The organism is Novosphingobium organovorum, assembly GCF_022832435.1.
GTDB classification, from domain to species: Bacteria; Pseudomonadota; Alphaproteobacteria; order Sphingomonadales; family Sphingomonadaceae; genus Novosphingobium; species Novosphingobium organovorum.
In genome coordinates, this window is sequence record NZ_JALHLF010000098.1 from 1 (window position 1) to 14077 (window position 14077).

A 14077-nucleotide genomic window follows, 5' to 3' on the forward strand; every position below is an offset into this window, starting at 1 on the left:
CGCCGCCAGCGCCGCGCCACCGAGCAGCGGGCGGCGCGCGATCTGCGGCCAGGGGCCGTTGTTTCGTGTCATGGCGCTTCGCTTTCGAGAAAAACGAGTCCTGGCAGACCGGTGCGCTGATCGGGCAGGACCCTGAGGATGAGGGCGATGTCGAGCCGGGTCTGGCCCGGTGCGATGGCGGTGTGCAATCCGCCCGCCTCGACGTAGGACTTTTCCGCGCGGGCTTCGCCATTGACCCACAAGGTACCCGCGCCGTTGACCGTCTGCAGGACCAGCAGGCCGCCCGTGCGCGTCACCGATGCGGGCACCTGGACCTGGGCGACCAGCGTTTGATAGCCACTGGCCCCGGAGAATGGCGGCGGCGTCCCCGCGCGCACGTTGTCCCAGCTGTTCATGTCGTTGTCCGCCAGCCTGGCGGGACGTTCCGGCTTGCTGGCCACGATCGGCGACTGGCGCCAGCCCTGAATCATCAGGCGCAAGGGGCCGGGCGCGACGGTCGGCACGCTGGCGGGTTCCACCGCGAAGTCCAGCCTGGCCGGTGCCAGCCCCGAAGCCCGAGCCATCAGCGTCGCCTGCCCCTTCGCACCGCGTTCGGTCTGGATAATCGCCTGGCCCAGTCCGTTGAACAAAGGCACCTGGCTCTCCTTGCCGGAAAATCCCGCATTGGGATCGCCATTGCCGACCCCGATCAACTGCGCCCCCGCAACGACCAGTGCAACCATCGCATCTGCGCTAGGAACCACCCGCCCCTTCGCATCGAGCGCCTCGATCCGGCAAGGCACGGCGTCCGCGCCATCCCCACGCAGGGCGGTGCGATCCGCACTCAGGCGCAAGCGCACCGGCGCACCAATGGTTTCGACCCGGTCGGTCGCGACGAGCCGTCCTTGCGCGTAACCCGCCGCTTCGAGCTGCCCGGGCACGAAGTCCACCTCCGCCTCGAACATCTGGTAGGGATCGACCGGCCCGTCCGCCACAACCGCGCCATTGAGCGTAAGCACCACGCGGTCGAGCCGCGTTGCGACAAGCACCTTGATGCGCCGGCCCACGCTCCAGTTCCAGTGCGGCAGGATCTTGAGGACGGGGCGATCGAGCCACTGCGCCTGATGGATGTAGAACGCCGCCTTGGGAAAGCCGCACAAGTCCATGCTGCCAAACAGGCTCGACTTGGTCGGCCAGGTGTAGGGGGTGGGCTCGCCATAGTAGTCGAAGCCGGTCCACACGAAGGAACCGGCCACGAACGGACGCGTGGCGATTTCCTGCCACGCGCCGCGGTGGCTGTTTCCCCAAAGCGCGTGTTCGGTATCGTCGCTGGACTTGATGTGCGCCTTCTCGTCGGTGAACCATTCGCCACGCACCATGAAGGCGCTGGTGTCCTCCGAACTGGTGATCGGCCAGTCGGGATGGGCGCGGTGGAAGGCGTCATAATCGCCCTGGTGGTAGTTGAAGCCGACCACGTCCACCGCCTGGCTGACGTTGACCGGTGCGAACAGCCCGCCGCTCATCGCCGCGGTGACCGGCCGGCTGTCGTCAAGCGCTTTGACCGCAGCGGCGGCACGCCGGACCATCTCGTAGCCGTTGGCGGTGCCTTCCATCGGCTCTTCGTTGAACACCGACCACAAGATGACACTGGGATGGTTACGGTCGCGTCGGACAAGCCATTCGAGCTGCGCGATGTAGTCGGGACTGACGTTGAACAACCGGTTCTCGTCCATGACCATCAGTCCCAGACGGTCGCAGGCATCGAGCAAGGCTGGGCTCGGCGCATTGTGCGCACAGCGCAGCGCGTTGCACCCCATCGCCTTGAGCCGAAGGACGCGCCACCAGATCAGCGCGTCGGGCACCGCGACGCCAACCCCGGCGTGGCCCTCGTGGACGCAAACCCCCTTGAGCTTGACCTCGCCCCCGTTGAGAAGCAGCCCGCGTGCCGGATCGAAGCGCAGCGTGCGAAAGCCGCAAGGCGTCACGCGTTCGTCGATGCACGCGCCGTCACGCTCAACGCAGGTTCGAACCTTGTAGAGCCGGGGGCTGTCGGGCGACCACAGCTGCGGCGTGAAATTTTCCAGCGTCAAGTTCGCGCAGGTCCGCTCCAGCACGGGAACCTCCACAAGCACCGCACCTTGCGCCACGACCGCATCGTGCTCATCGAGCAGTTGCGCCACGACGCGAACCTGGGCAGCGCGCTCCTCGATCGAATAGAGCGTGACTTCAACCGGAACATGCCAGGCGCCGTCGGCGTTCTGGCGCGGATCGGCGTGAACACCGTCGGTCACGATGTGCACCGGTGCCCGATCGACCAGCCAGACATGACGGTAGGGCCCCGCGCCCTCGTACCACCAGCCTTCGGCCTGCTCGGCATCGACCCGCACGGCCAGGCTGTTGAGTGCCTCGCCGAAATACGCGTTGGCGGTCAGGTCGAGCGTGATCGCGCTGTAGCCCGAAAAGCTGTGCGCCATCTCGATACCGTTGAACCAGACCGTCGCCTTTGTCGCGATCGCGCCGAACTGCAACTCCAGGTAGCGTCCGCGCAGGCTCTCCTCGAGCCGGAAACCACGGCGGTACCAGGCGATGCCCCGCGCCCGGTAGCCTTGCGCGATGTTCTCGGCAGGGTCGGGCACCGAGGCGGCGGCCCAATCATGCGGAAGATCGACCAAGGGCCAGTCGCCGTCGTCATAGACCGCCGCCGCCGCACCGATCGCCCCACCCGCCTTGGTCGCCTCGTAGGACACGCGGTGCCCCCGCAGCTGGGGCATGGGAATATCGCCGCGATGAAAGCGCCACGCCGTCTCGAGAAGGCGCGCGCCGCTTTCCGGGGCCGCAAAGTCAGGCGGGGTAACGTCCGGATGGGCCGTGGACACGGCAGCTGTCCCGCCTGCCCGCGCCAACGCCTTGGCGCCGGGCCACGTCAGTGCGCTCGTGGCCATCACGGCGCCCTGCAGCGCCCGGCGCCGGCTGATCGCGAAAGGCGCGGCGTTGATTGAGAAAACCATTCGATGATCCACTTCCGCCGGCCATCACCGCCAGCTCACCGCCACCGCATCGTGCGATCGCGCACCAGGAAAGGCGTAGAGGCCTTCGCCCCGCCGTTACTTTGTCCGGGGCAGGAAACCGTGATCCGCCATCCACGCCGCGAAAGCCGCAGGCCAGTGGCCGACCGGCGAGGCTGGATCGCCCAGACCGAAACCGTGTCCGCCCTTTTCGTAGACGTGCAACTCCGCCGACTTGCCGGCGGCGGTCCACTGCTCGAAGATACCCAGCGCACGCGGAAACATGATCGGATCGTCGGTCGCCACGACCTCGAACAGCGGCGGGGCATCCTGGGGCACGGGCACCTTGGGCGCGGCTCCGTATATCGGCGCGACAAAATCGGGCCGCCCGGCGGCATCGCCCTTCATGACGACGTTCATCGCGGTCATCGCGCCGGCGGAGAAGCCGAGAAAGCCGATCCGCGCCGGATCGATGCCGTAGCGCGCGGCCTGGGTGCGCACCAGACGCACGGCCTGGAGGCCATCCTCCATCGCCAGCTTCTGACCGACCTCGACATGCTGGGTCTGCTCGGAGCGCACCGGCGACACCACCTTTTGCTGCTCGGAAGGCAGCACCTGATGCACACGGTACTTGAGCACGAAAGCCGTGATACCCAGACTGGCGAGCCATTGCGCCACCGGCGCGCCCTCCTTGTTCCAGGCAAGGCCGGTGAAGGCGCCCCCGGGGGCCACGATAACCGCCGTGCCGTTGGCCTTGCCGGGCGCGGGCCGCCAAATGCTCAACGTTGGCTCGGTCACGTTGGAGATCGATTCGTTGCCCCGAAATTCCGGGCCTTTCCAAGCTTCGGGCGTATCGGGCGCACCGTGTGGCCAGAGGGGAACGATATCGGCGCTGGGCGCGTCGACCACCGCAGCGTGCGCACGCGGTTCGAGCAGCGCCAGGGCAAGCAGCGCCTGGGCGCAAAATAAGGCTTTCACATGAGAGTGCCGCATGGCCATCCTATCCCCTGTTCGCTCTATTTTTCTATTTTAGCTCGATCCGAAGATCCTTCTTGATTGTTTGCGATCATATTCAGTCACAACAAGAAATCAATACACCTGCGTTCGATATTGACAGGCCGCCCGTCCCAGCGCGGGGACGAACGGCCTGCGGGAACGGCGCAGCCTGTATCGGTGCGGCCTGGTGCCGGTGCCTCAGTGGGCACCGCTGGTGTCGATCGGGCCTTTGGGGCGCGGGGCGATCCAGATGATGGCCGCAGCGACAAAGAAGCACACGGTGATCGCCGCAAACATGTTGAGCGTCGCCAGCATCACCCCCTGGCCCTCGACGATTTGGGTTAGCGTGGCGGTCGCGCCCTGCAGCGAATCGCCGCCGGCGACCATCGCGTCGAGCACGGCCTGGCCGGAATGCATGGCTCCGGCCAGTTCGGTCTGGTTCTCACGCGCCGCGTTGGACCAGCCCGTCTGGACGATCGAAGTGGCAAAGGCGCCGGCTAGCGTGCGCATGAAATTCGACAGACCCGCCGCGTTGGCCTGCTCGTCCGGGGCCACGCTGGCCATCGCAAGTCCGGTCACGGGCACGAAGAACATGACCATGAACGGGCCCATAGCCAGGGTCGGCCAGGCCATCTGCAGGAAGGTGACCTCGGGATTGAAGCCCATGCGCCAGGCGGTCGTCAGCCCCAGCCCGACAATCCCGAGCGAGACGACCAGGCGCGGATCGACCTTCTCCACCAGCTTACCCACGCCCGGCGCCGAAAAGACCGCGAAGATGCCCATGATACCGGTCGCGTAGCCAGCCCAGGTCGCGGTGTAGCCCATGTTCTGCTGGAGCCAGAGTGGAAGGATGACGATCGCCGCAAAGAACGCCCCGAAGCCCACCGCGTACGTCGAGGCCGCAGCCACGAAGCCCCGGTGACGGAAGATGTGCAGATCCACGATCGGGTTCTTCTCGGTAAGCTCCCAGATCAGGAAGGCGAGGAACCCGACCGCCGCGATCGCGGCGAGCCAGCGGACCTCGGCCGAGGCGAACCAGTCATGATTACGTCCCTCGTCGAGCAGTATCTGAAGCGCGGCGACCCATACCACCAGCAACGCCAGTCCAACCTTGTCGATCACCGCCCGCGCCGTCGGATCGGGCTGGCCGCGCAGGAAGTAGAGAACCGCAAGGCCACCCACCACGGCCACCGGGACCTTGATGAAAAAGATCCACGACCAGCCGATGCCATCGCAAATGATACCGCCCAGGATCGGCCCCGCAACCGGACCGATCAGTGTCGTCATCGCCCAGATCACCGTGGCCACGGTCGCCTTTTTGGGCGGGAAGATACGCAACAGCAGCATTTGCGAGAGCGGCATGATCGGTCCACCGAACAAACCCAGCAGGACGCGCCCCGCAATCAACGTCCCGAGCGACGTGGCCAGGCCGCACAGCAGCGAGACCACCGCGAAGGCGAGGTAGCATGTGATGAACACCCGCTGCGCCCCGAACCGCTTGGCCAGCCAGCCGGTCAGCGGTACGGTAATCGCCTCGGCCACCGCATAGGACGTGATGACCCAGGTCCCCTGTGTCGAGGAAACCCCCAGAGCCCCCGCGATCGTGGGCACCGAAACATTGGCGATGGTGGTGTCGAGAACCACCAGGAAATTGCCCAGGCCAATGGCGATCGCGGCCATGAAGAGCAATCCCCCGGTCAGCGGGGCGGCGGCCCCTGCTGTTGTGTGGGATGAGAGGGAACGGGCCATGCGAGTCGCCTTTTCCGGAACGCCTAGTTGGACAGGTCGATGTCGGCTGTCATCGACAATCCGACCTGCAGCGGGTGCTCGGCGAGCTGCTTGGGGTCGAGCGCGATACGCACCGGCAGGCGCTGGACGACCTTGATCCAGTTGCCAGTCGCGTTCTGCGCGGGAACTACCGCGAAGGCCGCGCCGGTCCCGCCCGAAAAGCCGACTACCCGCCCCTTGTAGCGCACCGCGTCGCCATAGAGATCCGAGACCAGCGTGACCGTCTGGCCCGGTCGCACCTTTGCCAGCTGGACTTCCTTGAAATTGGCATCGACGTAGGCGGCCTGAAGCGGTACGACGACCATCAGCGTCTGGCCGGGCTGGACCCGCTGGCCGACCTGCACCTGACGGCGCGAGACGATACCGTCTACCGGCGCCCGGATGACGGTGCGCTCCAGGTTGACACGCGCCTGATCGAGTTCGGCGCGCGCGGCCAGCACTTCGGGATTGGTCTCTACCGTCGTGCGCGCGATCAGCGCCTGGCTGGCGTCGCGATCACCAATCGCGGTATCGCGGTTGGCCGACATTTGCGCATCGGTCGCCCGCGCGGCCGCGAGATTGGCCTGGGCCGTGGCCAGAGCGTTGCGCGCAATGGTCAGTTCGTCGCCCGACACCGAACCCGAGGACATCAACGCCTCGCGCCGCTGGAGGTCGATCTTAGCCTTGTCGAGATCACTGCGTGCAGCAACCAGTTGTGCCTTCGCCCGCATCTGGTCGGCCGTGCGCGAGGCGATCTGCGCGGCCAGCCCGCGATCGGTGGCCATCAGGCCCTCCACCTTGCGGCGCGCCGTCGCGAATTGCGCCTGCGCGCGTGCATAGGCGAGCTTGGCATCGGTATCGTCAAGCCGGACGAGGACATCGCCGCGTTTGACCCGCTGCGTATCGTCGACCAGGACATCGCGCACCGGCCCCCCGACCAGCGGGGTCACTTGCGCGGTGTTCGCGCCGACGTAGGCGTTATCGGTCTCGACATGGCGCGAGGCCACGAAATGATCGTAGGCGAAATAGCCGCCCGCAGCCAGTAACACCCCGCAGGCCAGCGCCGCGAACAGGGACTTGCGCTGCCCCTTGCGGGCGCTTTCCTCCTGCTCGCTCTCGGTCTCGGTGGTGGTGATGACGTCATGTTCGATGACGCGCGTTGTAGTGGTCATGGCTGAAGGGTCCTTTCGGAACGAAAACCGCCGCCGAGCGCGCGGACAAGCGCGACGTCGAGGCTGAAGGCACGGGTCTGCAGGGCGGCCGCGGTACGCCGTGCGGCGATCAGCGCGTCTTCGGCGGCCAGCACGTCGAGATAGGTCGCAAGGCCGCCACGATAGCGGTTGTTGGCAACCCTCCACGCAGCGCTCGCCGCCGTCTCGGCGGCTTGGGCGTGGGCGATCCTACCCGTCAGCGCCCGCTGGCTTGTGGCGGCATCGGCAACCTCGTGCAAAGCCTGCACGAGTGTGCCATCGTATTGGGCGACGGCGGCCTTATATTCTGATTCTGCCCCGCGATATCGTGCGCGCAGGCGGCCGCCGTCGAGGATCGGCAGGGTTAGGGCGGGAGCTGCCGATCCAAAATCCGATCCCGACTTGAACACGTTGTCGATGCCCAGCGCCTGCATCCCGACGAGCGCGCTGAGATTGACGCTGGGATAGAAAGCCGCGTGGGCCTGCTCTATCCGACTGGCCGAGGCTTGCGCGCGCAGGCGCGCCGCGATGATGTCGGGCCTGCGCCCGAGCAGCCCGGCGGGAATATCCTCCGGCAGCCCCTGGCTCCGGGCGAATTGCAGTGAGGGCCGGGCAATGGTCAGGCCACGATCGGGCCCCGCGCCCATCAGCGCGGCGATCCGGTCCCGCGTGAGCCCGATGGCCTCGTCGAGCGCGGCCAGTTCACCTTGCGCGCTGGCCAGCGCAGAGGCCGCCCTTTGCACCGCCCCCTGGTTTTCAAGGCCCTCGCGGTTTCGCCCTTGCATGAGGTCATGGGTCTTGCGGCGCACGGCCACCGCATCGCTTGCCGCATCGCGCTCCGCAAAAAGCTCGGCAAGATCGGCATAGGCGCTGGCGATGCCTGTCGACACCGCCAGACGCGCTGCCGCAGCTTCCGCGCCCGCGGCAAGCGCATCCGACTTGGCCGCGGCCAACGCGGCGCGATTCTTGCCCCAGAAGTCGATCTCCCACTGAAGGCCAAGGGAGGCCTGCCCGTAATCGGGCCAGCCACGCGGCGCGAAGCCTTCGGGGAACTGGTAATTGTCACTTTGCTGGAGCACGCCGCCCTGCGCGTCTGCACTAACCGAGGGTAGCAGGCGGCTGCGCGCCATTCCGGCTGCGGCGCGGGCCTGTTCGTAACGCGCCTGCGCGACGCGCAGGTTCGTGGCGCCGGTCAGGCCTTCGTGGATCAGGCCATCGAGCTGGCTGTCGCCATAGGCCTGCCACCACCCGTCCGAGGGCCATGCCCCCTGCTCCCCGGCGAGGCTCTGCGCGCTGGCGTACGCCTCGGCCCCGGCGGGCGTGGGCAGATCGGCCTTGGGCGGGGGCAGCGCACAGCCTCCCAAAAGCAATACCGCGCAAAGAGCGACCGGCGCGGCCCCTTGCCGCCAGCCTTGCCGACGTAACGAGATCATCAACGACTCCGCACATAACTAAACTGTACAGTTCAGTATTGAGCCCTCTTGGCACCGTCAAGCGAAAAGTGTACACGGCGGTTCAGTTAAATCAGAGGTTGTCCATGCGAGTGAAGACAGACGCCCGGCGCGAAGCTATCGTGGCCGTCGCCACCGAGCTGTTCCGCGAAGTGGGGTACGAACGCGCCAGCATGGCCGAGATCGCCACGCGCGTCGGAGGGTCCAAGGCAACGCTCTACAACTATTTCAAATCGAAGGATGATCTTTTCGCGGCGTCGATGCTTGATGCGATCGAGGAAAGCGGCCAGGCGATCATCGCCATGCTCGATCCTTCCGACGACGATGTCGCGGCGGTGCTGTACCGCTTCGGCGAGGCCTTCCTCACGCTGATTACCCGCGCCGACACGCTGGCCATCACCCGCACCGCGATTTCGGAAGGCGGCAACGGCAAGCTAGGCGCTGCGCTTTACGAACACGGTCCGCGGCGCGCCTGGGGCGAAGTGCATCAATATATTGTCCAGCTACAGGCCAGGCAGTTGCTGCGCCCGATCGCCCCCCAGATCATCGTGCGCCACTTCAAGGGAATGCTGGAAGCGGATCTGCTCGAACCGCTGCTGTGGGGCGCCCGAAGCGATCTCGACCTCGGCGAGGCCGCCCGCACGGCCGTAGACGCTCTTCTGCGCGCCTACGGAACGGATAGTGCTGAGCCCGGACGAACCGCCCCTTAGGCGGTCGATCCGGACATGCGACACCCTGTCGGACGGGGCGCGCTCAAATGTCGGAATCGAACCACCAGGGCTCAGAGACCGTTTGAAAAATGCCTTTTCAGGCATTTTGATTACGGCAGAAGCCCACTCCCCACCCGACCACCCGCAGGATACTGGCAATGGGTGATCGGGTGGGGGAGTGGGCTGGTGCCGCAAAATTCGCATTTCGCGAATTTTCAAACGGGCTCTCAGGCCGCGCTCAAACCGACCTCACCAAGAAACCGCTCCAGTTGCGCTCGCTGATCCGGCGCGACGATGGCCGCCACGTAGCCGTCGGGGCGCACCAGAACGCAATCGCCCGGATCCAGGCCATAGCCNGCCGCGCTCAAACCGACCTCACCAAGAAACCGCTCCAGTTGCGCTCGCTGATCCGGCGCGACGATGGCCGCCACGTAGCCGTCGGGGCGCACCAGAACGCAATCGCCCGGATCCAGGCCATAGCCCTGCCGGATCGTGTCGCCTTCCTCGCTCAGTTCGCGACCCGGGCCGATCGCATGGATATGCAATCCCTCCCGAACGGGCAGCGGCACCGCATCGGTTTCGAACGCAAGCAAGGTCCAGTGGCTGCCGCGGTAAAGATCGAACAGCCGCCGCATCTGGCCGCCGGCGCCGCGCAAACACGCGTCGGGAGCTCTGTCACCGGCGCGTAAGGGACCGCCGCGCTCCGAGGCAAGCAACGCGGGGGAGGCGCCGAAGTAACCGATGTCGAGTTGTTGCACGTCGCGCCCGCGGCGCGTGTCGCCCTGCTTCATCGCGGCCAGCAGCCCCGTCGCGAGGCCAAGCATGTCCGCCGCGACGGGCCTGCGTTCGCGATCATAACTGTCGAGCAGCGCATCGGGCGCGCCGCGCAGCACCGCAGCAAGCTTCCAGCCCAGGTTGTAGGCATCCTGGACGCTGGTGTTGAGCCCCTGCCCGCCGGTCGGCGGATGGATGTGCGCGGCATCGCCCATCAGGAAAACCCGCCCGGTGCGATAGCGCTCCGCCAGCCTCGCGTTCATCACGTAGGCCGACGCCCAGGACACCGTATCGACAACGATATCGGCCCGCCCGGTTCGCTCCGCCAGCAGCCGGGTCAGCCCCTCGGCGGACAGGTCAATCTCACCCTCGGACGGGATCGGCCCCTGAATCTGGAACAGGTCGGTTCCGGCCAGTGGGCAGATCGCCACCTGGTGTTCCATGTCGCCTTCTGCGTAGCGGTGCCATACCTCGCGCGAGAGGCCGCTGAGCGTTACGTCCGCGACAATGGCCCGCACGCCCAGCGTCTTGCCGGGAAAGGCGGTGCCCAGTTCGTGACGCACGAAACTGCGCCCACCGTCGCCCCCCACCAGCCAGCGCGCGCGCAAGGTCTGCGTGCCGGCCGGGTTTGTAACCCGAATGCTGACGCCGTTCGCGTCCTGGGTGAAGCCGGTCAGTTCGCTGGCGTAGTGCGGGCGATGCCCCAGTTCGGCCAGCCGATCGCGCAGTACGCCTTCGGTGAGAAACTGCGGGACCATCAGGGTCTCACGATAGGGCTCCTGCGGCGTGGGTGCGCCGCTGTCAGTCGAAGGCGAATCGCGAAAGGTCCCGTCGGCGCCGTAGTGGCGCTGGATCGGATAGGGGCCGCCCGCGGCGACGAGGCGATCCACCACGCCCATGTCCTCGAAAACCTCGAGCGTACGCGGCTGGATGCCCTTGCCCCGCGAGCCGTGGAAGGGGGTGGCCAGGCGGTCGATGAGACGGAAGGACACGCCGCGGCGTGCCAGTTCTATCGCCAGGGTGAGCCCAGCCGCACCGGCCCCGCTGATCAGGACGTCGAGTGTGGTTTCATCAGGCATGAATTGCTCCTTTATGTGTACTATGCATATATTTCGAACAACGCATGCACGTCAATAAATATGTGCAGCATGCACATATTTTCCGGCTCCACGCCCGCTCATCCCCCGTGCGCCTGCCCCCGTGCGCCTGCCCCCGCGTCGGGCCGGGGACGAGCACGCAAAGGCGCCACAACCTGCTACTTTCATGCAATTTTTCGGTATTCTTCCGCAGCAACGAGGCTTATGGTAACCCGGTTACAGCGCTGCGGAGGTCCATCGCGTTCCGGCACCGATTGCGCCCGCCTGCGCCCTCGCGCGATCACACAGACCAACACCCCCTGCCGCGAGTCACGCCATGCCGAAAACGACGTATCTTGTCACCGGCGCATCCGCAGGGATTGGCGCAGTCTATGCCGATCGCCTCGCGCACAGAGGCCACGATCTCGTTCTCGTCGCGCGCCGCCTCGACCGGCTGCGCGCACTTGCCGACAGGTTGCAGGCACAGGCCGGGGTGTCGATCGAATGCCTTGCGGCCGACCTTGCCTGCCCGAACGATCTCAACCGCATTGAACAGCGCCTTCGCTCGGACAGCGCTATCGGCGGCCTCGTCAACAACGCCGGGATCGCCAACGACGGTGGTATCCGCGATGCTGACGCAGGCAATCTGGCGCGGATGATAGACCTCAACGTGCGCGCCGTGACGCTTCTGAGCGCGGCCATCGCGTCGCGCCTTGCCAGGACGGGAAGCGGAACAATCATCAACATCGCATCGGTGACCGCGCTGATCCCTCAGGGGCTGACGGCACTCTATCCCGCGACAAAAGCCTTTGTCCTGGCCTTTTCCCAGGCACTCCAAGCCGAACTGGGACCATGCGGCGTCGCCGTCCAGGCCGTTCTACCTGGCATCACGCGCACCGCGCTATGGAGCGAGGCGCAGCTGGCACGTCTGCCTGCGGCCCGCGTCATGGAAGCCGAGGTAATGGTCGACGCCGCGCTGGCCGGACTTGACATGGGCGAGAGCGTGACGATCCCCGCCCTTCCCGACATGGCCGCTTACGAAGCCTTTGTCCGCGCGCGCGAGCGTCTCTATCCCGACCTCTCCGGCGCGCAGCCCGCGCCACGTTATGCCAAGGCGCGATGAGAGTTGCCCCATCGGGTCTTGCGTAGGCCCGTGCGGTGCTCCAGCCAATCCAGGGCGTGACGTGTCAGCATCTTGGCGCCTTGGGATTACACCGCCACACCCCGCTTTTGTGAGCGCCCCTCGCAGTGCAAGAGCGGCGCCCATAGACCCCTATTAAATTCAACATGGCGCGCGAGTACCATTGTTTTTAGCATACCCATCGGTATGCTAATTCACATGGCACGTTCACCCGACAGTCCACCGTCCTCCAGGCCGCGCGGCCGCCCGCGCCAAGCTCCCGATGATCAGGCTGCTCGCCAGGCCATGATAAGGGCCGGGCTGATACACATGACGCAAAAGGGCTACGCGACGATCTCCGTCGAAGCCGTCGCCGCCGCGGCGAACCTCACGAAGGGCAGCTTCTATCATCACTTCACCAGCAAAGCGGACTTTGGGATTGAACTGATCCGGAGCTACGGGGCTTACTTCCAACGGCGCCTCTCGCGTTTTCTAGATCGCGACGACCTTTCACCGCTCGATTGCCTCATGGCGTTCACGCAAGACGCCCGCATCAGCATGGCTCGTCACGAGTATCGGCGAGGGTGCCTTATCGGCAATCTCTCGCAAGAAGTCGGCTCATTACCCAGCGCTTTCCGAGACCTTCTGGAGCAAGAGCTTGGGGTTTGGGAAACGATGACGGCCCGATGCCTTAACACCGCCAAACAACGGGGCGAAATCCACGAACCGCTCGATCCGGAAATTCTGGCTCACCACTTCTGGACGGGCTGGGAAGGCGCCGTGATGCGCGCGAAACTTCAACGCAGCGGCACGCCGCTTTCCGACTTCGCCGACAGCTTCCTCACCCTCATCACCCGCTAACGGAGACCCCGCCATGAAGGCCATCATCCTCGAGAACAGCAACGACAGCCTGACCTGCACGCTGGGCACCACGAGCCTGCCGCCCCTTGGCGATGGCGAAGTTGCGGTAGATATTCATTACTCCACCTTGAACTACAAGGACGCGCTCGCCATCACCGGCGCGGCACCCGTCGTGCGGCGCTTCCCTATGGTGCCCGGAATCGATCTTTCGGGAATTGTCAGCGCTAGCCGCCACCCCGATTTCGCGGTGGGCGATCGGGTCGTCCACAACGGCTTTGGCGTCGGTGAAAAGCATTGGGGTGGACTGGCTGAACGCGCGCATCTCAAAGGCGAATGGCTTGTCCCTCTGCCCGACGGGATCAGTCTTCGCCAGGCCATGGCAATTGGCACGGCGGGCTATACTGCGATGTTGTGCGTGATGGCGCTGGAAGAGAATGGCGTCGCGCCCGAACAGGGGGAGATCGTGGTCACCGGAGCCACCGGTGGCGTAGGCAGCGTGGCTGTCCATTTGCTGGCGCAGCGCGGTTTTGAAGTAGCGGCGGTTACCGGTCGCGTCGAGGAAGCCGAATATCTGCGCAGACTGGGCGCCAAAGCGATCGTCGAGCGGACGGAACTGACCGGTAAGATCCGGCCACTGGGTAATGAACGCTGGGCTGGCGGCGTGGATGTGGTCGGAGGTACGGTACTGGCAAACCTGCTTTCCATGACCCGCTATGGGGGTACGGTCGCGGCCTGCGGCCTGGCCGGCGGTATGGACCTGCCGACCTCGGTTGCGCCCTTCATCCTGCGCGGCGTTACCCTGGCCGGAGTGGACAGTGTGATGTGCCCACAGCCGCGCCGCCGAAGGGCTTGGCAAAACCTCGCGCGCGAACTGGACCAGGCGCTGCTGGAATCCATGATCCGCGAAGTCCCGTTGGAGGAGGTGATTGAGACCGCTCCCGCCTTCCTCGATGGAGCCGTGCGCGGCCGGATACTGGTTCCGATCTGCCCGGACTGAATGCGTGGCGGCCCCTTGCGCCATCGCAGGGAACGGCGCGTTCGCGTTCCGCCGTATCCCGCCGCAGAATGAAGACATCATGCCCCGGCTCCAGCCCGGATGGCGGCTTAGAGACCGTTTGAAAAATGCCTTTTCAGGCATTTTGATTACG

At 65.8% G+C, this 14077-nt stretch carries 10 protein-coding genes; 4 read left to right on the plus strand and 6 right to left on the minus strand.

The window, feature by feature from the left end:
• Positions 1-68 precede the first annotated feature (68 nt).
• The 5 genes from galA to MTR62_RS17105 all read right to left on the minus strand — a co-directional run bounded on the left by galA (position 69) and on the right by MTR62_RS17105 (position 8370).
• Entirely contained in the window at positions 69-2855 is a 2787-nt protein-coding gene (gene galA, locus MTR62_RS17085; protein WP_244023173.1) for a beta-galactosidase GalA, read from the minus strand.
• A gap of 228 nt (positions 2856-3083) precedes the next feature.
• Positions 3084-3962, minus strand: a complete 879-nt coding sequence (locus tag MTR62_RS17090; protein ID WP_244023175.1) for an alpha/beta hydrolase — start codon at positions 3960-3962, stop codon at positions 3084-3086.
• Between the two features lie 216 nt (positions 3963-4178).
• A complete protein-coding gene (locus tag MTR62_RS17095; protein WP_244023177.1) occupies positions 4179-5729 on the minus strand; it encodes a DHA2 family efflux MFS transporter permease subunit in 1551 nt (516 codons plus the stop codon).
• 23 nt (positions 5730-5752) lie between these two features.
• Positions 5753-6919: an HlyD family secretion protein gene (locus tag MTR62_RS17100; RefSeq protein ID WP_244023179.1), complete on the minus strand. Its 1167-nt coding sequence runs from the start codon at positions 6917-6919 to the stop codon at positions 5753-5755.
• Positions 6916-8370, minus strand: coding sequence for an efflux transporter outer membrane subunit (locus MTR62_RS17105; RefSeq protein WP_244023181.1), 1455 nt, complete (start codon positions 8368-8370; stop codon positions 6916-6918). Before MTR62_RS17105 ends, MTR62_RS17100 begins: the two co-directional genes overlap by 4 nt.
• A gap of 104 nt (positions 8371-8474) precedes the next feature.
• On the opposite strand from MTR62_RS17105, the gene MTR62_RS17110 reads away from it, so the two are divergent.
• Positions 8475-9098 (plus strand): TetR/AcrR family transcriptional regulator, encoded by a 624-nt coding sequence (locus MTR62_RS17110; protein WP_244023183.1) that lies wholly within the window; start codon positions 8475-8477, stop codon positions 9096-9098.
• A 227-nt stretch (positions 9099-9325) separates the two neighbouring features.
• Here MTR62_RS17110 and MTR62_RS17115 read toward each other — a convergent pair whose 3' ends face one another.
• The gene (locus tag MTR62_RS17115; protein ID WP_244023185.1) at positions 9326-10951 is read right to left on the minus strand and encodes an FAD-dependent monooxygenase; all 1626 of its coding nucleotides are present in this window, start codon (positions 10949-10951) and stop codon (positions 9326-9328) included.
• A gap of 334 nt (positions 10952-11285) precedes the next feature.
• Here MTR62_RS17115 and MTR62_RS17120 point away from each other — a divergent pair, with 334 nt between their 5' ends.
• The 3 genes from MTR62_RS17120 to acuI all read left to right on the plus strand — a co-directional run bounded on the left by MTR62_RS17120 (position 11286) and on the right by acuI (position 13926).
• Positions 11286-12071 carry an SDR family NAD(P)-dependent oxidoreductase gene (locus tag MTR62_RS17120; RefSeq protein ID WP_244023187.1) on the plus strand — a complete coding sequence of 262 codons (786 nt, stop codon included), beginning with the start codon at positions 11286-11288 and terminating at the stop codon, positions 12069-12071.
• A gap of 327 nt (positions 12072-12398) precedes the next feature.
• On the plus strand, positions 12399-12929 hold the full coding sequence (locus MTR62_RS17125; RefSeq protein ID WP_244023189.1) for a TetR/AcrR family transcriptional regulator: 531 nt from the start codon (positions 12399-12401) through the stop codon (positions 12927-12929).
• 13 nt (positions 12930-12942) lie between these two features.
• Positions 12943-13926 (plus strand): acrylyl-CoA reductase (NADPH), encoded by a 984-nt coding sequence (gene acuI, locus MTR62_RS17130; protein ID WP_244023191.1) that lies wholly within the window; start codon positions 12943-12945, stop codon positions 13924-13926.
• Positions 13927-14077 lie beyond the last annotated feature (151 nt).

Excerpts from the sequence above, each read along its gene's own strand:
- MTR62_RS17125 (WP_244023189.1), top strand. The coding sequence starts at position 12,399 with ATGACGCAAAAGGGCTACGCGACGATCTCCGTCGAAGCCGTCGCCGCC.
- acuI (WP_244023191.1), top strand. The coding sequence starts at position 12,943 with ATGAAGGCCATCATCCTCGAGAACAGCAACGACAGCCTGACCTGCACG.
- MTR62_RS17110 (WP_244023183.1), top strand. The coding sequence starts at position 8,475 with ATGCGAGTGAAGACAGACGCCCGGCGCGAAGCTATCGTGGCCGTCGCC.
- MTR62_RS17100 (WP_244023179.1), bottom strand. The coding sequence starts at position 6,919 with ATGACCACTACAACGCGCGTCATCGAACATGACGTCATCACCACCACC.
- MTR62_RS17105 (WP_244023181.1), bottom strand. The coding sequence starts at position 8,370 with ATGATCTCGTTACGTCGGCAAGGCTGGCGGCAAGGGGCCGCGCCGGTC.
- MTR62_RS17095 (WP_244023177.1), bottom strand. The coding sequence starts at position 5,729 with ATGGCCCGTTCCCTCTCATCCCACACAACAGCAGGGGCCGCCGCCCCG.
- MTR62_RS17120 (WP_244023187.1), top strand. The coding sequence starts at position 11,286 with ATGCCGAAAACGACGTATCTTGTCACCGGCGCATCCGCAGGGATTGGC.